Raw genomic sequence first — 19,201 nt, 5'->3', positions numbered from 1 at the left:
CTTCCCCGAAATCCGCTAGGCCGCCGGCGGCGCCGTGAAGATGATGTCGGAGCAGGTCATCCTTGCCGGGGCCGGGCGGAAGACCAGGTAGAGGTTCCAGCTCTGCAGGTCCTGCACCGCCTCTTGCAGGTCTTTTTCCGGCAGTTCCCGCTTGGCGATACTCTGCCAGTCATCGCCCGGCTGCGGGTAAGTCCAGTTGCGCAGGGGCGCGGGCTTTGTGCTGGCGACGCCCACTGTCGACTCGAGCGTTGCAGCGTCGCGCCGCGCGCGCTCCTGTCTGCGCTCGGGCACTATGGCGCCGCTGGTCGCCTGCGTATAGCCACCCTGCGCCGAGTACACCAGCTTGCCGTTGACGAATACCTGTTCTATGCCGCTGGCCCGGCGGATATAGCGGTAGCCGCCTGCCGGCAGGTCCTCCACCGGAATTTCCGGGCCGCGGTCGATGGTTTGCGGATCGAAGATCACCAGGTCCGCGGCCAGCCCCGGGCGTATCAGCCCCCTGTCCGTCAGGCCCCAGTTGCGGGCGATATGCCCGGTGAGCTTGTACACCGCGTGCTCCAGGCTGAGCGCCCCGGCCTCGCGCACGAACTTGCTGAACAGGTAGCCGGTATCCCCGTAGGTGGCGAAGCGGGCAACGTGGGCACCGCCATCGCCGGATCCAATCTGCACCAGGTCACTGGCAATGGGGCCGACGATATTGTCGGTGCGGTTGTGCCCCACCTCGAAGGCGCTAAAGCAGATTTTCAGGTTTTCCTCGACGGCGAGGTCGAGCATCAGTTCGACCGGGTCGCAGCCGCGCTCGGCGGCGATATCCGCGAGCCTTCTGCCCTCAAGCGGCTTGTTGTGGGCCAGGGTGGTTCTCGAGACGAGAAATTCCGGGAAGCTGATCTCCATCGCAATCGGGTGCATCGCATTGTACGCTTCCTCGACCAGCCGCTTGCGCACTTGCGGGTCCCGAAAGTCTGCCAGGGTCTGGTCGTGGGGCTTGAGAATCGTGGCCCACCAGGTGGGGCGGGTGCTAAATACCGACGTGGGGATATCGAACTCGAAGGTCACGTCGATGGGGCGCGTCTGCATCTGCGGCACCACCCGCGCACCCCGCGCGACCTGCAACTGCACCCGCTCCATGGCCCTGTCCACCAGCTCGGGGGTTGCCGTTGAGTCAAACAGGGGCGAGAAGGTGATCATGATGTCGTGCTTGCGCGACAGCTCGGCGAGTATGTCGATACGGGCCGCGAGCAGGTCCGCATCCCAGAACTCGGGCACTATCTGCATCACCGCGCCGTACTCGCCCAGCACCGAGCAGAGGGCGTCCAGCTCTTCCGGCGCCGCCTGGCGGCAGGGAACCGCGCGGTACTCGTGGTCTATATCCACCCAGCTGGAACTCAATCCCAGGCCGCCCACATCCAGGCACTGGCGCAACAGCGCGCACATCTGCTGCAGCTCGTCTTCCGTGGCGACGCGGTCCCGGGAGGATTCGCCCATAACCCACAGGCGCAACATGCTGTGACCCACCATAGGCGCGACGTTGATACCGAGCCGCTCCCTGAAGGCCCCGAGGTATTCCTCGAAGGTCTCCCAGTTCCACTCCATCCCCGCCTCGAAATCCGCCTTGGGCATCTCTTCGATCTGGCGGAAGACGGCGCCGACGAATTCGCGATGCTCGGCGCGCACCGGCGCCATGGTGAGGGAGCAGTTGCCGCTGACCACCGTGGTCACGCCGTGCTCCAGCGACGGCTCTGCGCGGCCATCCCAGGTGATCTGCGCATCGAAATGGGTGTGGCAGTCAATAAACCCGGGGGCCACCACCCGACCCGCTGCATCTACTACTTCCCGGGCATTGAGCGCCAGCTCGCCGGCGGCGACCGCGGCAATCCTGCCGTCCTTCAGCGCCAGGGAACCGCGATAGCTGGCATCTCCAGTTCCATCGCAAATTTGAGCGTTGGTTATCAACAGATCGTACATGTCAAAACTCCCGGCATCTGTATTTATCGGCTTTTATTTGAGCGGACCGGCATCCACAACCTGGATCTACTCTAGAGGGCGTGGGCCTTTAGAGACCATGGAGAAAAAACGCCTTCATATGGATTTTCGGCCCGGCTTTGCAGCGGCGCCGAGGCGATGAGATTAGTCTATGCGCTTAGAGGAATACTCCATGGGGAGGCTCCAACAGCCTTGGTAGGATTCCCCCGGTGCGGCCGAAATTGCGGTCACACAAACCCTACTGCAGGAGTTATCGATATGGACTTGAAGGGAAAACGTATCGCAATCACCGGAGCCAACGGCGCCCTGGGCAGGGCGGTTTCGCAGAAGGCGCTTGCGCTCGGTGCCGAGCCGGTATTGCTGGATCTGGCTTTCGGTGAGCAGGGAGCCGACAGCTCCACCGGCGTCGAGCGCCACTCGCTGGACCTGCGCGACGCCGCAGCCGTGAAGTGGTGCTTTGCGGAAATCGGTGCGGTCGACGGTGTCTTCAATCTGGCCGGCGGTTTCGATATGGGGCCGGCCGTTCACGAAGTGACAGACGAGAGCTGGGAATTCCTGTTCGATATCAACGTAAAAACCATGCACAACGTGGTCAGGGCCGTGGTGCCCGGCATGCTGGACAGGGGCCGCGGTGCCATCGTCAATGTCGGTGCGGCCGGTGCCCTGAGCGGCCTGCCACATATGGGCGCCTACTGCGCCAGCAAGAGCGTTGTGATGCGCCTGACCGAAAGCCTCTCCGCGGAACTGAAACAGAAGAATATCAACGTGAATGCGGTGCTCCCCGGCGTTATCGACACCCCGGCCAACCGTCGCGCCATGCCCGATGCCGACGTCTCGCAATGGGTGGCGACGGAAGACCTGGCCAGTGCCATCTGCTTCCTGGCCTCCGGCGCCGCCTGCGCTATCCACGGCGCCCTGATCCCGGTGACCGGACGCGCCTGATGAGCCCCCCTCCAACGCTCGTGGCACACTTCCCAGCGCCGGTAGCGGCCTCCCCCATGCAATCCGCCGCATCGGGTTCCCTGCGGCGGAATCGCGGTTTATACTGCCAGACGTCACTCGAGCGCGTGGTAAAGATAATAAAAAGCATGCCCAGCGAGATGTCCGACCAACTTTTCGTAAGTTACGCCAGAGCACTGGTGGACGCTCTTCGTTCCGAAGATGCGGCGCCCCTGGGCGAAGTGCAGGCTTTCATCGACAGCATAGATGACTGTGTCACCCTGCCGGTCAGCAGAATTATGGATCTGGATCAACTTTCCCGGGAAGAGCGCCTGGACCTGCTGAATCTGGCCCTGAATCAATGCGGTATCGGCCTCGAGAATCTTGACCGGCTGCAGGAGCCGGAACTCGCATCCAACTTTCAAATTTTTATCTGGCTGTACTTCCTCGAACGCGCACTGAACAACCACCAGGCCATCAGCGGCCAGATGGAGCTGACCAGGGACGATCCTGCAGCCAGCCTGAGGACCATCGCCGTCCCCGACAGTGCCTGGTTTATGATTTACATCGAGAGGGGCCGGGCGGTGCTGGAGTTCGACGGCAGGCGGAAAATCGCCGAGGCGCCGGAACTTCTGCTATTCAAGTCGGGGCTGCCCATCCATCTGGAGCGCCACCCGGATTGCGAGGATGCCAGTATCTTTACCTGCTCTTTTTTTCCACGCAAGTCGTGGATCGGCTTCCTGCATGAGGGCCAGCAGGCGGAGCCGGTCGTTTCCCTGCGCCTGCCGGACAGTATCGAGAAGGACTATATTCACAAGGCCTTCTGCCAGATTATCGATGTATCCCACTCCGACCTTATCCAGAAGCGGCAGCTGCATTTGAACCTGCTGGAACAGATACTGCTGCTCTTCGACAATATACGCCCCAAGAACTCCGACAAGAAGCTGGACCCCCGAGTTGCAGCGGCCTGCAGCTATATACTCGAGCGTTACAATAAAAAAATCACCGTGGAAAATATTGCATCCGCAGCCAACACCTCCAGTTCCACCCTGGCGGCCCTGTTCAGGGAACAGCTGGGGGTCAATGTCATGCGCTGGAGAGATCAGGTGCGGGTACAGAAGGCGAAAGAGATGCTCAAGGAAACCGATATTGCGATCAAGGTGATCGCACACAGGGTCGGCTACGAGGATCCGATGTTTTTTTCCCGCCGCTTCAAGCAGCTTACCGGCTGGTCACCGACGCAGGTACGCCAGAACAGCGAATAACACAGCGGTAGTTTTTGACCACCGGGAGCCGTTGAATAATTTCGCGGGCTCCAACGGGATTTACTGCTCGATGCTGTGGAGGAGAAAGAAAACCCTCGCGTATCAGCTGCGCACCTCGACGCTGTAGCTTTCCAGTAGGGTATCGATAGCGGCCGCCAGGCGATAATCCTTCGGCGACAGTCCGCCCGCATCGTGCGTCGTCAGCTCTATATCCAGGTCGCGGTAGACATTGCGCCACTCCGGATGATGGTTCTGCCCATCCGCCAGCGGCGCCACTTCCCCCATAAAGGCCACGACATCGCGAAAGCTGGCAAAACGCAGTCGCAGCGCCAGCCTGTCGGCTGCGCGCTGCCAGTGATCCGCAATCTCCGCCGCTACATCAGGCGACATCGAAGTAGGCACCCAGGGACCACATGGTGTCTTCAAACTCGGAGCTGTGCACCACACCCAGTGTCTCGCGCACCTTCTCCAGCGGCCACTCGAACATCTCCTCGTAGCGCGGCATATAGATAGGCGCGGTCATCTGCCGACCGATGCGCTCACCCTCACCCAGGGCCCGGTACAGCGGCTGCAGCATCTTGGGATAGTGACAGGCGAACCGCGACAGGCCGGTGCTTAATAGCAGGTTGCTGACAACGCAGAGATGTTCCGCCAGTTCCAGACCCAGGCTCTGGATAATACTGATGTTTCGCGCTGCGATCAGCGCGAACTCCCCGAGCGGATCATAGCGATAACCGGTGACCACATGCTCGATATCGTGGGTCTGGCCCTGGCGGCGAAGAAAGTAGTCGTAATCGGTGGCGGTACTGTCAAAGGGCAGGAAGTCCGCCTGCAGCCCCTGCTCCGCCAGCATCTTCTGGTATTCGCGCCCCAGGGTGCCCTCCGGCAGCTTGGCCAGGGCCTCCATATCGTGGGGCACCAGGTAGCGCTCATTAAACCAGCGATCGAGATTCGGATCTTTTGCGCGGGCTTCGGCGAACAGTTTGTTGATGGTATCGATATCGTCCAGGTCGCGGAAAATGTCGATGATTTCCAGCGGGCCGCCATAGTGGTCGATATCCAGGCCGTTGCGGCGCAGCGCTTCCGTCGCAACCCAGTGACGCAGGCGCGGGTCGTTCAGGTACTTCGAAGTGCTGCTGAGCATTGTTGTCGTTCCCAGCTTTTTGGGGTCGAGCAATCTTTGCGTGGCGCTGTAGTTTGGTACATCGGACATAGAGCTAACCTCTGTGTGTGTCTTTTTATTTACGGCAGGCTGGGGAGCTCACCGCGTGGCAAACTTTGTGAAAAAAAGGGCTGCTGAAAGAGTCATTGACCGACCTCTCCAACAACCAGGAAAAAGGCTGGTTGATCCAGCCAGCCCGAGGATGATTTCCCCTGCGTTCGAACTACGCTCGGCGGTGGCACATCCCTGTGCCGTATTAACCCGGCAATATTTGATTGCCGGGTTAATAGCGATAAGCCAATTCCAGACCGTAGGAGCGCGGCTCTCCATAGAAGTAGCCATCCACACCGAGCGCGACACCGAGCGGTGAAATGGAGGCGATATAGCGCTCGTCGGTGAGGTTGCGCCCCCAGAGGCCCAGCTCCAGCGTCTCATCGGCGCTGACAAAGACAATGCGCCCATCGAGCAGACCGTAGGCTTCTGCATTGGCGCCCTGGACACCGAGGCGCGTCTCCGCCTGGCGGTAATAGTGGGCGCGCAGCTGTAGCTCGCCCATCTCCGCCAGCGGCACCGAGTACTGGCCGCCCAGCTGGAACTGCCACTCCGGCGTATGGGAAAAATCGTCGTCGGAGCGGTCGAGTGTCAGCCCCGGCACCAACGGGTGCGGTACTGTGAAGTCGTCGTAGGCGGCGTCGATATAGCCGATACTGCCGCTCAGCATCAGCTGCGGTGTGGGGAAGGCCACCATTTCCAATTCCACGCCCTTTGTGGTGGCATCGGCGGCGTTTTCGATGCGGAACACAGTGCTGCCGCCGGCATCGGTGGAGGCCACCATGCCGGGAATCTGCATATCGCTGTAGTCGTTCCAGAAGACCGCCAGGTTCAGCTTCAGGGCGCGCTCGAACCAGGTGGATTTGAGGCCCCACTCCAGGCTGCTCACCGTCTCCGGATCAAACACCGGCGTATTTCCGCGCTCCCTGTTGCGCACGTTGAAGCCACCGCTCTTGAAGCCCTCGCTGTAGGTCAGGTAGGTCATCAGGTCGTCGTGCCAGCGGTAGCTGGCACTGGCCATCGGCGACAGATTGGTAAATGTCTCGTCACCGCTGGTGGCGAACAGGGTGGAATTGGTGCTGCCGTCGAGCAGGGTGACCTGGCCCTGGCACGGAGACGGCACCCAGGGGCCGAGGGCATTGCGCATAAATTCCAGCGAGGCGAGGGAGCTCGGCGGGCAGTAGCCCAGCACCTGCGCCTCGCGCTCCTCGACCGTGCGCCGCAGGCCGAGGGTCAGGCCCAAACGGTCGGTCATATCGTAGCTGAGCTGGCTGAACGCCGCGTAGCTGAGTGTATCCAGCTGTACTTCGCTGATGGAATTCAGCGGCCTGTGCGCAATATTGGCCGGATCCGACTCTGTCACCATGCTGAGCGCCTCTACCGGCAGCACGCCACCGAGTAAGGCATCCGGGTAGGGGAGATTGCTCGCGGTGTCGGAATCGTGGGCGTCCTCGCGGAAATAGTAGAGACCGCCAACCCAGCTGAGGCGGCCATCCAGGGCCGTCCAGGAAAACTGCAGTTCCTGGCTGAAGGTCTCCACAGTGACGTCGGTATACCCTCTGGTGGAACTCACCGGGTGGCGGGTGTAGTCGCTTTCACCGCTGACCAGGCTGTCCAGCTGGCGGTGGCCCGTGATCCACTTGATCGACAGATCCTCGCTCGCGGCCCAGTCCAGGGTCATCGCGCTCATTGCCGACGCCACCTGGCTCTGGGAGTAGTCGCCGCTTTCAAATTTGTCCCAGCCGTTGTCCGCATCCGCGGCGCAGTCGCTGTAGAAAGTCGGGAAGGCCGCGTCGATCAGGCCACCGAGCAGCGAGTCGGTGCCCGTGGTGACCCGGCACTCGTAGCCCACGGTGCCCTCGTTGACATCGAAGCGGTCGTGGGACAGGGACACCTCAACCCCGTCCGATGGCATCCAGAGAAGCTGCACCCTGCCCGCCAGCTCTTCATCGTCGCTATTTTTCTTGCCGAGAAAGATATTCTCCGTGTAGCCCTCTGCCCGCTTGCTGGCCAGGGACACGCGACTGAGCAAGACGTCGTCGACCAGGGGGATATCTGCCACCGCCTTGGCATCCAGGCGCTGGTGATTGCCAACCCGCATTTCCACGCGGGCACCGGCTTCCTCGCTGGGCTTGGCCGTAATCACATTGATGGCGCCGCCGGTGGCGTTCTTGCCGAACAGGGTGCCCTGGGGGCCGCGCAGAACTTCGATACGTTCGATATCCACCAGCCCGAATACACCACCCTGGGAGCGCCCCATATAGATGCCGTCCACATAGGTGCCGACGCCGGGATCGAAGGCGATATTGAAATCCGACTGGCCAATGCCGCGCACGAAGATACGCGCGGCCGAACCGCCGGACTGGGGCTGGACATCAAACTTGAGGTTGGGCACATGGCCGGTGAGATCGGTTACCTGGCTGATACCCTTTTCGCGCAGGCTGTCACCGGTCAGCGCGGAAACCGCGACGGGAATATCCTGCAGACTCTCGCTGCGCTTGCGCGCCGTGACGACAACCTCTTCCAGCTCCGCGGCCTCTACGATGGCGCTGCCGGCAATACTCGTTGCCATTGCCACGGCCAGCGGCAGGCGCTGCCTTTTACACTTGATACGGTCATTTTTTATCATCGCTTATTCTCCTGACGTCCTCGTCTTTAAGGCCCCCGAGAGGCGGCCATCTCTACCCCGTTTTTTACTAATATTTCCCGCCGCATATCGGCGGAAATCACTCTCCCATCCAGTTACCAATGCCCCGGACAGCTGTCACTTCTGTCCTATCAGGGCCAGAAATTCATAGCGTGTTTCCGCACAGTCGCGGAAGCTGCCCAGCATGGTTGAAGTCTTCATCACCGAGTTTTGCTTCTCGACACCGCGCATCATCATGCACATGTGTTTCGCCTCGATAATGACGCCCACCCCCTGCGCATCGGTGAGTTCCCTGACCGCATCGGCGATCTGCACCGTAAGGTTTTCCTGGATCTGCAGGCGGCGCGCAAAAACGTCCACTATCCTGGCGATCTTGGACAAGCCGATCACCCTTCCGGACGGGACATAGGCGACGTGGCACTTGCCGGTAAACGGCAGGATATGGTGTTCGCACAGTGAATAGAGTTCGATATCCCTGACGACGATCATTTCACTGTTGTCGGAGGGGAAGAGTGCACCGTTGACCACCTCCTCGACCGTCTTGTGGTAACCCTGGGTCAGGAAATCAAATGCCTTGGCCGCCCTTTTCGGGGTATCGACCAGCCCCGGGCGCGTGAGATCATCGCGGCTGCCTATGATTTCCGCATAGGCCTGTTGCAGATTCTTTTCGCTCATTTACTTCCCCCTTCAAACGGAAACATCTCGCCCGGGAGGCCGCAGCCACCCACTTGTCAGGCTCAAAGTTACTCTAACGCCGGGCCGCCGCCCTGGAACATGGCAAAAAGACGGCTTCTTATGGATTAATAAATGGGTGTGCCGATTGGCGAAGGAGAGGAGCTGCGGCCGGGGAAGCCGGGAGTCGGGACAGGGGCGCGAATGCGCCCTGGATGGGGGAGGTCACGCAAATTTACGCAGCCAGACCTAGCCCCTAATGAATCGTAAGTTTTTGGAAAACTTTATTAGGCGCATCCCACCATTGATGACATTGCCCTTCAAGATGAGCTTAATAGCGGACAATATTGCACGGCGAATCAGTTCTTTTATTCACCTTGTCGAACCTTTGGTGCAGATACGCTGATTCTCGCCGAGCAGTGCCTGGCACTGCTCGGCTTACTTGAGAAACAATCTGGGCCGTCTAGTGTACGCAGTCAGAGTATTCAAACACTGTAGCCACCATCGACACTGATCAGCTGCCCGGTCACATAGTTGGCGCGGTTGGAGGCAAAATAGGCCGCGGCCTCACCCACATCCCGCGCCTTGCCGAAACGCTTCAGGCAGAGTCCGCCCTTAACCGCTTCCTTCCAGCGCTGGTCGAACACCCCCTCCTTTTCCAGGCGCAGGAAGATGCCCGCCTCTATCACGCCTATGGCCACCGAGTTTGCGCGGATATTGTGGATGCCCTCCTCCTTGGCGATATATTTGATCAGCGCATCTATACCCGCCTTGGGTGCGGCCGAGAGTACGTCCTTGGGTGCGGTGCGCAGCAGGGCCGCCGAGGAGATGTGCACAAAGCTGCCGCCGCCCTGTTCGCGCATATGGGGTATCGCCTTCCTGGCGATGCGGAAGAAGCCGTTCAGATCGTTGTCGATCACCTGCTGCCACTGCTCCTCGCTGGTTTCCGCCAGGTAGGGCTGGGAGATATCCGAGCCGGCCGCGACTACCACCGTGTGTACGCGGCCGTGGGCGGCGACAGCCGCATCGAAGGCCTCGGTGACCGACTCCGCCCGGGACAGGTCCGCCTGGTGCACCGAGCAGCGTCGACCCAGCGCCTCTATTTCCGCGGCTGCGGTTTCGGCCCTGTCGCGGTTGCCGCGGTAGGTGATGGCCAGATCGCCACCGTAGGCGGCGATGCGCTCGGCACAGGCCGCGCCCAGGCCGCCACTGCCGCCGTAGATCAGGGCCGCGCCCTGAGGGAAGTTGTCACTGTTCATCTCAGTCTCCATGTTTATTGTGCTTATTTTGCTACTCGAATTTCAGGCAAAAAAAAGCGGGCGTGTTTGCAGCACAAACATCTACCCGCGAGAGAACCCCGATGACGTGGGGGGAACAAAACGACTGGCCGGCAAAAGTATCTTGCGGCCGATAGCGCATTAGAAAACTTCAAACAATCCGGCAGCACCCATACCGCCGCCGATACACATGGTCACCACCACATACTTGACGCCGCGGCGCTTGCCCTCGAGCAGGGCGTGGCCGACCATGCGCGCGCCGCTCATGCCGAAGGGGTGGCCGATGGAGATGGCACCGCCGTTGACATTGAGCAACTCGTTGTCGATACCCAGCTTGTCGCGGCAGTAGAGCACCTGGGAGGCGAAGGCCTCGTTCAGTTCCCACAGGCCGATATCGCCGGTCTTGAGGCCGTGGCGCTGCAGCAGTTTCGGCACCGCGAATACCGGGCCTATACCCATCTCGTCGGAGCGGCAGCCGGCAACGGCCAGGCCGCGGTAGGCGCCCAGGGGCTGCAGGCCCTGCTTTTCTGCCAGCTGCGAACCCATCACCACCACCGCCGCAGCGCCGTCGGAAAGCTGCGAGGCATTGCCGGCGGTAATATATTTGCCCTGCTTGACCCAGCGACCGTCCTTCCACACGGGCTCCAGGCCGCTCAGGCTCTCCAGCGTGGTATTGGGGCGGTTGCACTCGTCCCGGTCCAGGGTCACCTGCTCGTAGCTGGTCTCGCGGGTTTCCTTGTTGAAAATTGCTTTGGTCGCGGTGAAGGGCTCTATCTCGCCCTCGAACAGCCCGGCCCGCTGCGCGGCGGCTGTGCGCTGCTGGCTCTGCAGGGCGTACTCGTCCTGGGCCTCGCGGGAGATGCCGTAGCGCTCGGCCACTATCTCCGCGGTCTCGATCATCGGGATATAAGCACAGGGATCTATCTCGGTGACCGTCTTGGACACATTGCGGTAGCTGTTCTTGTGCTTGTTCTGCGTCAGTGAGATGGACTCGACCCCACCGGCCACGGCGATATCGTACTCGTTACAGATGATGCTTTTGGCCGCGGTGGCGATACTCATCAGGCCCGAGGAGCACTGACGCTCTATGGCCATGCCCGCAGTGGATTCCGGCAGGCCGCCGGCGATGGCGCAGAGGCGGCCGAGGTTATAGGCCTGGGTGCCCTGCTGGGCGGCGGCGCCGAAGATGCAGTCGTCCACACGGGCCGGGTCTATACCGGCCTTCTCCACCGCCGCGCGCACCACATGTCCGCCCAGTGCCGGTGCCTCGGTATCGTTGAAGGCGCCGCGGAAGGACTTGGCCAGGGCGGTCCTGGCGGTGGAGACTATGACTGCTTGGCGCATGGGGATTCCTCAGCACGATTATTTTCTTTTGGCTGGGAATATTATTGGGTTTCGGAGGTGGGCTTGGTTACGTCTTTTTGGACTAGGCGGTTATTCGTCATACCGGCGGAGGCCGGTATCCAGGTTTGGGGCACCTGGGTTCCGGCCTGCGCCGGAACGACGATATGTATCTTGTAGGAGCGGCCCATGGCCGCGATGGATGTGTGGTAGTGGCAGAGATCTATCGCGGCCATGGGCCGCTCCTACAAGGGGAGTTCTAAATCGGATTTAGTTATTGCTGTGGGTAATATCTGGAAATGGTTTCCACCACACAGGCGGGCCTGTCGCTATTCTCGATTTCCACGGTGACACGGATGGTGGCCTGGACACCGCCCTTTACGTTTTCCACCTGCAGCAGTTCGCCAACACCACGCACCCTGGAATTCACATTTACCGGCGACGGAAAGCGCACCTTGTCGCAGCCGTAGTTGACGCCCATGCTGATACCGCGCACCTCGATGATCTGCGGCAGGAACAGATTGACCAGAGAAAGGGTCAGGTAGCCGTGGGCTATGGTGCAGCCGAAGGGGCCGCTGGCAGCGCGCGCCGGGTCGACGTGAATCCACTGGTGGTCGCCGGTGGCTTCGGCGAAGAGGTTGATGCGGTTCTGGTCTATTTCGAGCCAGTCGGTCTCGCCGAGGCGTTGACCTATGGCAATTTCCAGTTGCAGTGGCGTTTCGAATATTTTTGGCATTGTTCGGGTTCCGCTTTCTTGCTCAGGCCTGTTGGCTGGAGCAGGCGATGTTCTCGCCGGTCAGGTAGCTCGAATAGTCGGAAGCCAGGAAGATCATTACATTCGCGACTTCCCAGGCCTCGGCGCCACGGCCGTAGGCTTCGCGGCCTTCCAGTTGTTTCAGCAGGGCTTCCGGGGCGGATTTTTTCAGCATCGGGTGGGCGCACAGGGACGGCGCCACGGAATTGATGCGCACGCCGAATTCCGCCGCCTCCAGCGCCGCGCAGCGGGTCAGGGCCATAACGCCGGCCTTGGCGGCGGCGTAGTGGGCCTGCTCCTTTTGCGCGCGCCAGCCGAGGACGGAGGAGTTGTTGACGATCACCCCGCCCTGGCCGCGGGCCTTCATCACCTTCATCATCTGGCGGGTCATGCGCATGGTGCCGTTCAGGGTGACGTCGATCACCTTCATCCACTCGTCGTCCGCCATATCGATCAACGCCTTGCTGGTGCCCAGGCCGGCGTTGTTGATCAACACATCGACGCCGCCGAGCTTTTCCTCGGCAAAGGCGACCAGCGCCTGCACCTGTTCCTCATCGGCGACGTTACAGGTCTTGCCGTAGACCTGGTCCAGGCCGGTTTCCTTTTTCAGCATCTCCACCGCTTCGTTAAGGCGCCCCTCGTGGATATCGCTGATGACTATACCGCGGCAGCCTTCCTGCACGGCTTTCAGCGCCGCTGCAAAGCCGATACCGGCGCCGGCGGCGGCGGTGATCAGTACGGATTTTCCGGCCAGTAATTGGTGGCCGGGAACATAGGTTGGATTGTGAATATCCATCAGTTTCTCCGAAATTTTCTATACGCTGTGCGTCGAGCCACGAGACTCGATGCGAAGGTCCTGATGCCGATATTTGTTTGCGGGACTGTCTGCGAGAGGGACCTCGCAGACAAGCCTACAGGGATGTATTCACGGCGTGTCCCGCAAACAAATATCGGTAGCAGGGCCGCCTCTAAGCCAAAGCCACTAGGCGGGCCGCGGTTCCCTGGGCATGCCCAGGCCGCGCTCGGCGATAATATTGCGCTGGATTTCGTTGGTGCCGCCGTAGATGGTGTCGGAGCGCACGAACAGGTACATGGACTGCAGGCGGCTCAGTTCGTAGGGAGCCGCTTCCAGTATCTGGCTCTCGGGCCCCAGTACGTCCATCGCCAGCTCACCCAGGCTGCGGTGCCAGGTAGCCCAGAACAGCTTGTAGATCAGCGCCTCCTTCTGCAGGCTGCCGTCGCTGCCGCTCTGGCCCGACAGCATGCGCATCGAGTTGTAGCGCATGATTTTCAGTTCCGTGTGCGCCTGGGCAATGCGCTGGCGGATGGCCGGGTTCTGCGCCGCACCGTTTTCTTTCGCGATGCGCACTATCTCGTTCAGCTCATTCTGGAACTGCATCTGCTGGCCCAGCGTCGACACGCCGCGCTCGAAGCCCAGCAGGCCCATGGCCACCTTCCAGCCGTCGCCCGGCTGGCCGACGATATCCTCGGCATCGCACTCGGCATCGTCGAAGAACACCTCGTTGAACTCGCTGGTGCCGGTAATCTGCTGGATACCGCGCACCTCGATGCCCGGCTGGTGCATGCTGACCAGGAAAAAGCCCAGGCCCTTGTGCCCTTTCGATTCGGGATCCGTGCGCGCAATGACGAAACAGTAATCCGACTCCTGCGCCAGCGAGGTCCAGACCTTCTGGCCGTTGAGAATCCACTTGCCCTTCGCTTCATCGAAGCGCGCGCGGGTTTTCACATTGGCCAGATCAGAACCGGCGCCCGGCTCAGAATAGCCCTGACACCAGAGCTCGGTGCCGGCCAAAATTCCGGGCAGGTATTTTTTCTGCTGCGCCTCCGAGCCGAAGGCGATAATCGTCGGACCCGCCAGGCCTTCACCGATATGACCGACACGGCCCGGTGCACCGGCGCGGGCGTACTCCTCGTGGAAAATCACCTGCTGCTCGATGGAACAGCCGCGCCCGCCGTGCTCCTTCGGCCAACCGACACAGGTCCAGCCGCCCTCAGCCAGTTTCTGCTCCCAGCGCTGGCGCTCCTCGGCGAACATATGCTCGTCGCCGGGGCCGCCGCGGAATTTCAGCTGCTCGAATTCGCCGCGCAGGTTTTCCTTCAGCCAGTCGGCCACTTCGCGGCGGAAGGCTTCGTCTTCGGGGCTAAAACTCAGTTTCATATTCTTTACCTTTCCGACTATAGCTACGACACAACAGTCAGATGCGAAGGCCCTGATGCCGGGTATGTCCTTGCGAGACTGTCGGCCGGAGGGACCCGGCCGACAAGCCTACAGGGATGTATTTAGGGGGGGCGCCTAGCCCGTGTCTCGCAAGGACATACCCGGTAGCAGGGCCGCCAATAAACTTCTATCAGGAATCTCAATCCAGCAGCAACTGCGCAACGCGCTCGCGGTGGTAGTCGCCGCTGCCGAGAAAATGCTCGCTGGCCTTGGCGCGCTTCAGGTGCAGGTGCACGTCGTATTCCCAGGTAAAGCCGACACCGCCGTGTATCTGCAGCGCATCGCCGGCATTCTGGAAATAGGCATCGGAACAGTAGGCCTTGGCGATACTCGCCGCCTCACCCAGTTCGCCTGCAAGTTCTCCGCCCTCGACAGCCTCCTCGGCCACACAGGCGGCGTAGTAGACCGCCGAGCGGGCCACCTCTGTACGGGTCATCATGTCCGCGGCCTTGTGCTTGATCGCCTGGAAGCCGGCAATCGGGCGGCCGAACTGCGCCCGCTCCTTGCTGTATTCCACCGCCAGGTCCAGCGACTGCTGGGCGCCGCCCATCTGCTCCGCGGCCTGGGCCACGGTGGCCAGCTGCAGGATTTTCTGCAGCTGCGGCCAGGCATCGCCTTCAGCTCCCATCAACGTATCGGCGGGCAGGCGCAGGTCGCTGAGAACAATCTCGGCCTGCTTGCGGGTCTGGTCCATGGTCGGCAGCAGTTTGCGCTCGATCCCGGGACTCTCCGCCGGCACCACAAACAGGCTGATGCCTGCTTCACCGGAGGTGCCGGCCGCGCGCGCGGCGACAATAAGAAGCTCGGCGCTGGCGCCGTCGGGTACAAAGCGCAGTGTGCCGTTCAATATAAATTCATCGCCGTCGCGTTCGGCAATCGCCTCCACCGCATCCGCACCCCAGCGGCCGCCGCCCCGGGCAGCGGAAATTCCCGTGTAGGCCAGGGTCGCGGTGAGCCCCTCGCAGATACGCGGCAGGTACTTTTCTTTCTGCGCCTCGGTGCCGGCGACCATCAGCGCATTGGCGCCGAGGCAGACGGTGGAGAAAAAAGGTGAGCACAGCAGGTAGCGGCCCATCTGCTCCAGCATCGCCGCCAGTTCCACCTGGCCGAGGCCCATACCGCCGTAGGCTTCCGGAATATGGATCGCCTGCCAGTAGAGCTCGCCGCAGATGCGCTGCCAGAGTTCCGGCTGATAACCGAGTTCGGTTTCCATCGCGCTGCGTATCGCCTCGCTGGTGGAGACTTCGGCGAGAAACTGTTCCGCGGTATCGCGGATCATCTGTTGTTCTTCGGTAAAGGCGAACTGCATTCTGGACCTCAAAAATTCAGTATCAGGTGCCGTAAACTTTCTGAGCCGGCACTTCCCTGCCGAGTAATTCCTCCATTGCCGCGGCAATTTCCGTCGGCTGCCAGCGCTCTCCCTTGTCCACACCCTGGGTGCTGCGCCAGCCGTCGGCGATGGAGATGCGCCCACCCTCGGATTCGAAGATACGCCCGCTGACGTGGGAGGATGCTTCGGAGCCCAGCCACACCAACAGGGGTGAGACATTTTCCGCGGCCCAGTAATCGAAGCTGCCGTCTTCCGGCTTGGCCATACGCTCGGCCATGGCTTCCACCGCGGTGGTCATACCGGTGCGCGCCGCCGGGGCTATCGCATTGGAGGTGATACCGTAGCGGCCCAGCTCCGCGGCCTGGTTCAGGGTCAGCGCGGCTATGCCGGCCTTGGCAGCGGCGTAGTTGGACTGGCCGATGGAGCCCTGCAGGCCGGCGCCGGAGGTGGTGTTGATAATGCGCGCGTTTACCGTCTCTCCTGCCTTGGCCAGATCGCGCCAGTAGCGCACCGCGTGGCTGCTGATACAGAAGTGGCCCTTCAGGTGCACCGCCATAATCGCGTCCCACTCCTGTTCGGTCATGGACGCGAACATGCGGTCGCGGTTGATACCCGCATTGTTCACCACCACATGCAGGCCGCCGTAGGTCTCGCGCGCCTGGGTTACCGCGTTTTCACAGTCGACGTAATTGGTGATATCGGAATTGTTCACCACAGCGCGACCGCCGGCAGCAACGATCTCATCCACTACCTTTTGCGCGGCATCGGTGTTGATATCGTTAACCAGCACGCAGGCGCCCTCGGCGGCGAAGGCCTTTGCGTGGGCTGCGCCGAGGCCGCCGCCGGCGCCGGTGACTATGACTACGCGGTTGTTGCAGATACCCATTTCCTACCTCGTCTTTTTAATTCTTCAGAGCCCGGCACCCCAATGAGTTTGGGGCAATCACCCTGTAGGAGCCTGCTTGCAGGCGAACGGCTACGGAGCCTTGCTCTGTTCGCCTGCAAGCAGGCTCCTACAGGGTCTTTCCCGTAAATCAGGGGCTTTCCCGTGGATCAGAGCCTTTCGATAATGGTTACGTTTGCCTGGCCACCGCCCTCGCACATGGTCTGCAGGCCGTAGCGGCCGCCGGTGCGCTCCAGTTCGTGCAGCAGGGTGGTCATCAACTTTGTGCCGGTGGCGCCGAGCGGGTGACCCAGGGCTATGGCGCCGCCGTTGACGTTGGTCTGCACGTGCGGGTAACCGGTTTCCGCCAGCCAGGCCATGGCCACAGAGGCGAAGGCCTCGTTGATTTCCACCAGGTCGATATCCGCGAGGGACATACCGGCTTTCTTCAGCGCGTACTCGGTGGCGGGAATCGGCGCGGTCAGCATCCAGATGGGATCTTCGGCGCGCACGCTCATATGGTGAATGCGCGCGCGCGGCATCAGCTGGTATTTTTTCAGTGCCTGTTCGGACACGATCAGCAGCGCCGAGGCGGCGTCGCAGGTCTGGGAGGCGACGCCGGCGGTGACCTTATCACAGCCGAATATTGGCTCCAGCTCCGCCATTTTTTCCAGCGACGTCTGCCGCGGTGTCTCGTCGTTGACCACACCGGCCAGCGGGACTATTTCGCGCGAAAAGCGGCCCTCTTCGATTGCCTGCAGTGCGCGCCGGTGGGATTCCAGCGAATATTCTTCCAGCTGCTCGCGGCTGAAGCCCCACTTGTCGGCGATCATCTGCGCCGACTTGAACTGCGTCGGCGGCTCTGTGCCGTAGCGGGCCACCCAGCCCTCGGAGCCGGAGAAAGGATCCTTAAAGCCCAGGGGTTCGGCGGCGATCATCGCCGAGGAAATCGGAATCTGGGTCATGGTCTGCACGCCGCCGGCCACCACCACATCCATACAGCCGGACATCACCGCCTGGGCGGCGAAGTGCACCGCCTGCTGGGAGGAGCCGCACTGGCGGTCCACCGTCGTGCCGGGAACAGATTGATCCAGGCCGGCGGCCAGCCAGCAGGTGCGGGCTATATCGCCGGCCAGCGGCCCTATGGTGTCCACGCAGCCGAAGATTACGTCTTCGTAATCCGCGTCGGGAATGCCGTTGCGCTCTACGATGTTTTTCAGTACATGGGCGCCCAGGTCGGCGCCGTGGATATGCGCCAGGCCGCCCTTGCGTCGGCCGGTGGGGGTTCTGATTGCGTCGACTATGTAGGCTTCGGCCATGTTACTTCTCGATTAATTATTTCGTTTTTCTCGCCCGCAGGCCCGTACAGAATTTTTCGTCGTTCCGGCGCAGGCCGGAACCCAGGCGCCACGACTCTGGATACCGGCCTGCGCCGGTATGACGACCAACAGAGCCCGATGCGAAGGCGCTGCTGCCGGGGGCTGCTTGCGGGACCTTCTGCGGCCATGGATGGCCGCGGAGAGCGTACAGGGATGTATTCACAGCGTGTCCCGCAAACAGCCACCGGCAGCAGTGCCGCCACCAAACTTTAATTAACCTTGGACGCCGAAAGTCTTATCCGCGCCGATTTTGGCGTTGGGGTTCATCAACCACTGGTGCAAGCGGTTTTTGTGGAAACCCGCGTGGCCCCAGAATTTATCCAGCGCCCAGGCGCGCTTCATAAAGATGTGCAGGTTGCACTCCCAGGTGTAACCCATGGCGCCGTGGGCCTGGATGCAGTTCTTGGCTGCCAACAGTGCCGCCTCGCCCGCCGCCACCTTGGCGTGGGACACGGCGAAGTCCGCGTGGCTGGGTGATTCACTCAGCGTGTAGGCGGCGCGGTACAGGGGTGCCTTGGCAAACTCGCTTTTAACCGCGCAGTTGGCCATCAGGTGTTTCAGCGCCTGGTTGGCGCCCACCGGGCGGCCGAACTGGTGGCGCTCCTCGGTGTAGCGTACGGTCATTTCCACCATCGCCTCCGCCAGGCCGAGCAGCTGCGCCGCCGCGCCCAGGGCGCCGCGGTTCAGGCTCGCCGCCAGCAGGGAAACGCCCTCGGCACCGCTGGCGAGGCGGGTCTCGTCATCGCCGTGCCACTCGACGGAGAACAGTCGGCGGCTCGGGTCTATGCTCTGCTGCGCCGTGAGGCCTACCTGGTCCGAGGCCAGCAGGTGCACCTGGTCGCCCTTCGGCAGCAGCAGCCAGTCGGCGATATGCGCGTCGCTGACCAGGTTGTTGGCCGCGTGCCCTATGGCCACCCGGGTCTCACCCGCGGCGATTTTTTCCAGCAGGGACGCGCAGCGCGGATCTTTTTCCGCGAGGTTCGCCAGCAGCGGTACCGCCACCAGTGCGGTTTCCACCAAGGGTTCCGGCAGTGCCACACGGCCGCACTCCTGGGCCAGCAAGACGAAGTCCAGCTCGCTCATGCCCATGCCACCATGGGATTCCGGTACCAGCATGCCGGTCAGGCCCATTTCCACCAGCTGCTGCCACAGGGTTTCGTTGCGTCCGCTGGCGGAATCCCAGCCTTCGCGCACGGATTCCGGGGTGACTTCCGCCTGCAGGAAATCCCGCACGCTCTCGCAGAACAGCTGCTGGTCGTCGGTAAAGGTAAAATCCACA

General features: G+C 61.6%; 17 protein-coding genes. 2 read left to right on the top strand and 15 right to left on the bottom strand.

The genetic code is table 11. The features are described from left to right. Positions 1 to 15: 15 nt before the first annotated feature. Positions 16 to 1,965 carry an N-acyl-D-amino-acid deacylase family protein gene (locus IG627_RS14730; RefSeq protein WP_193193141.1) on the bottom strand — a complete coding sequence of 650 codons (1,950 nt, stop codon included), beginning with the start codon at positions 1,963 to 1,965 and terminating at the stop codon, positions 16 to 18. A 276-nt stretch (positions 1,966 to 2,241) separates the two neighbouring features. Here IG627_RS14730 and IG627_RS14725 point away from each other — a divergent pair, with 276 nt between their 5' ends. Both IG627_RS14725 and IG627_RS14720 read left to right on the top strand, forming a co-directional pair. Beyond that, complete coding sequence (locus IG627_RS14725; RefSeq protein WP_193193140.1) at positions 2,242 to 2,925, top strand: SDR family oxidoreductase; 684 nt, start codon at positions 2,242 to 2,244, stop codon at positions 2,923 to 2,925. A 158-nt stretch (positions 2,926 to 3,083) separates the two neighbouring features. Continuing rightward, positions 3,084 to 4,187, top strand: coding sequence for a helix-turn-helix domain-containing protein (locus IG627_RS14720; protein WP_193193139.1), 1,104 nt, complete (start codon positions 3,084 to 3,086; stop codon positions 4,185 to 4,187). Positions 4,188 to 4,289: 102 nt separating this feature from the next. Here the strand turns inward: IG627_RS14720 and IG627_RS14715 are convergent, their stop codons facing one another. From IG627_RS14715 to IG627_RS21195, 14 genes are all read right to left on the bottom strand, one after another. Next, the gene (locus tag IG627_RS14715) at positions 4,290 to 4,577 is read right to left on the bottom strand and encodes a 4a-hydroxytetrahydrobiopterin dehydratase (RefSeq protein WP_193193138.1); all 288 of its coding nucleotides are present in this window, start codon (positions 4,575 to 4,577) and stop codon (positions 4,290 to 4,292) included. Beyond that, positions 4,567 to 5,400 (bottom strand): Coq4 family protein, encoded by an 834-nt coding sequence (locus IG627_RS14710; protein WP_193193137.1) that lies wholly within the window; start codon positions 5,398 to 5,400, stop codon positions 4,567 to 4,569. Before IG627_RS14710 ends, IG627_RS14715 begins: the two co-directional genes overlap by 11 nt. A 232-nt stretch (positions 5,401 to 5,632) precedes the next feature. Continuing rightward, on the bottom strand, positions 5,633 to 8,029 hold the full coding sequence (locus IG627_RS14705; protein ID WP_193193136.1) for a TonB-dependent receptor: 2,397 nt from the start codon (positions 8,027 to 8,029) through the stop codon (positions 5,633 to 5,635). 135 nt (positions 8,030 to 8,164) lie between these two features. Beyond that, positions 8,165 to 8,722, bottom strand: a complete 558-nt coding sequence (folE, locus tag IG627_RS14700; protein WP_319024579.1) for a GTP cyclohydrolase I FolE — start codon at positions 8,720 to 8,722, stop codon at positions 8,165 to 8,167. Between the two features lie 482 nt (positions 8,723 to 9,204). Next, positions 9,205 to 9,978: an SDR family NAD(P)-dependent oxidoreductase gene (locus IG627_RS14695; protein ID WP_193193135.1), complete on the bottom strand. Its 774-nt coding sequence runs from the start codon at positions 9,976 to 9,978 to the stop codon at positions 9,205 to 9,207. A gap of 159 nt (positions 9,979 to 10,137) precedes the next feature. Next, a complete protein-coding gene (locus IG627_RS14690) occupies positions 10,138 to 11,340 on the bottom strand; it encodes an acetyl-CoA C-acyltransferase (RefSeq protein ID WP_193193134.1) in 1,203 nt (400 codons plus the stop codon). 41 nt (positions 11,341 to 11,381) lie between these two features. After that, entirely contained in the window at positions 11,382 to 11,573 is a 192-nt protein-coding gene (locus IG627_RS14685; RefSeq protein WP_193193133.1) for a hypothetical protein, read from the bottom strand. Positions 11,574 to 11,611: 38 nt separating this feature from the next. Beyond that, positions 11,612 to 12,073 (bottom strand): MaoC family dehydratase, encoded by a 462-nt coding sequence (locus tag IG627_RS14680; RefSeq protein ID WP_193193132.1) that lies wholly within the window; start codon positions 12,071 to 12,073, stop codon positions 11,612 to 11,614. A gap of 22 nt (positions 12,074 to 12,095) precedes the next feature. Further along, positions 12,096 to 12,887, bottom strand: a complete 792-nt coding sequence (locus tag IG627_RS14675) for an SDR family oxidoreductase (RefSeq protein WP_193193131.1) — start codon at positions 12,885 to 12,887, stop codon at positions 12,096 to 12,098. 186 nt (positions 12,888 to 13,073) lie between these two features. Beyond that, positions 13,074 to 14,270, bottom strand: coding sequence for an acyl-CoA dehydrogenase family protein (locus IG627_RS14670; RefSeq protein WP_193193130.1), 1,197 nt, complete (start codon positions 14,268 to 14,270; stop codon positions 13,074 to 13,076). 199 nt (positions 14,271 to 14,469) lie between these two features. Then, a complete protein-coding gene (locus tag IG627_RS14665) occupies positions 14,470 to 15,639 on the bottom strand; it encodes an acyl-CoA dehydrogenase family protein (protein ID WP_193193129.1) in 1,170 nt (389 codons plus the stop codon). A 22-nt stretch (positions 15,640 to 15,661) separates the two neighbouring features. After that, complete coding sequence (locus IG627_RS14660) at positions 15,662 to 16,546, bottom strand: SDR family oxidoreductase (RefSeq protein ID WP_193193128.1); 885 nt, start codon at positions 16,544 to 16,546, stop codon at positions 15,662 to 15,664. A 167-nt stretch (positions 16,547 to 16,713) separates the two neighbouring features. Continuing rightward, entirely contained in the window at positions 16,714 to 17,862 is a 1,149-nt protein-coding gene (locus IG627_RS14655) for an acetyl-CoA C-acetyltransferase (protein ID WP_193193127.1), read from the bottom strand. A 273-nt stretch (positions 17,863 to 18,135) separates the two neighbouring features. Next, positions 18,136 to 19,200 carry an acyl-CoA dehydrogenase family protein gene (locus IG627_RS21195; protein WP_193193126.1) on the bottom strand — a complete coding sequence of 355 codons (1,065 nt, stop codon included), beginning with the start codon at positions 19,198 to 19,200 and terminating at the stop codon, positions 18,136 to 18,138. Position 19,201 lies beyond the last annotated feature (1 nt).

Origin of the sequence: Microbulbifer taiwanensis (genome assembly GCF_014904815.1) — a bacterium.
Lineage (GTDB): Bacteria > Pseudomonadota > Gammaproteobacteria > Pseudomonadales > Cellvibrionaceae > Microbulbifer > Microbulbifer taiwanensis.
Note: the sequence above shows the minus strand (reverse complement) of the source record. Positions and strands in the feature narration are given on the sequence as shown.

What these genes read in the sequence shown, in the direction of transcription:
- IG627_RS14730 (WP_193193141.1), bottom strand. Translation starts at nt 1,965, where the DNA reads ATGTACGATCTGTTGATAACCAACGCTCAAATTTGCGATGGAACTGGA.
- IG627_RS14725 (WP_193193140.1), top strand. Translation starts at nt 2,242, where the DNA reads ATGGACTTGAAGGGAAAACGTATCGCAATCACCGGAGCCAACGGCGCC.
- IG627_RS14720 (WP_193193139.1), top strand. Translation starts at nt 3,084, where the DNA reads ATGTCCGACCAACTTTTCGTAAGTTACGCCAGAGCACTGGTGGACGCT.
- IG627_RS14715 (WP_193193138.1), bottom strand. Translation starts at nt 4,577, where the DNA reads ATGTCGCCTGATGTAGCGGCGGAGATTGCGGATCACTGGCAGCGCGCA.
- IG627_RS14710 (WP_193193137.1), bottom strand. Translation starts at nt 5,400, where the DNA reads ATGTCCGATGTACCAAACTACAGCGCCACGCAAAGATTGCTCGACCCC.
- IG627_RS14705 (WP_193193136.1), bottom strand. Translation starts at nt 8,029, where the DNA reads ATGATAAAAAATGACCGTATCAAGTGTAAAAGGCAGCGCCTGCCGCTG.
- folE (WP_319024579.1), bottom strand. Translation starts at nt 8,722, where the DNA reads ATGAGCGAAAAGAATCTGCAACAGGCCTATGCGGAAATCATAGGCAGC.
- IG627_RS14695 (WP_193193135.1), bottom strand. Translation starts at nt 9,978, where the DNA reads ATGAACAGTGACAACTTCCCTCAGGGCGCGGCCCTGATCTACGGCGGC.
- IG627_RS14690 (WP_193193134.1), bottom strand. Translation starts at nt 11,340, where the DNA reads ATGCGCCAAGCAGTCATAGTCTCCACCGCCAGGACCGCCCTGGCCAAG.
- IG627_RS14685 (WP_193193133.1), bottom strand. Translation starts at nt 11,573, where the DNA reads ATGGCCGCGATAGATCTCTGCCACTACCACACATCCATCGCGGCCATG.
- IG627_RS14680 (WP_193193132.1), bottom strand. Translation starts at nt 12,073, where the DNA reads ATGCCAAAAATATTCGAAACGCCACTGCAACTGGAAATTGCCATAGGT.
- IG627_RS14675 (WP_193193131.1), bottom strand. Translation starts at nt 12,887, where the DNA reads ATGGATATTCACAATCCAACCTATGTTCCCGGCCACCAATTACTGGCC.
- IG627_RS14670 (WP_193193130.1), bottom strand. Translation starts at nt 14,270, where the DNA reads ATGAAACTGAGTTTTAGCCCCGAAGACGAAGCCTTCCGCCGCGAAGTG.
- IG627_RS14665 (WP_193193129.1), bottom strand. Translation starts at nt 15,639, where the DNA reads ATGCAGTTCGCCTTTACCGAAGAACAACAGATGATCCGCGATACCGCG.
- IG627_RS14660 (WP_193193128.1), bottom strand. Translation starts at nt 16,546, where the DNA reads ATGGGTATCTGCAACAACCGCGTAGTCATAGTCACCGGCGCCGGCGGC.
- IG627_RS14655 (WP_193193127.1), bottom strand. Translation starts at nt 17,862, where the DNA reads ATGGCCGAAGCCTACATAGTCGACGCAATCAGAACCCCCACCGGCCGA.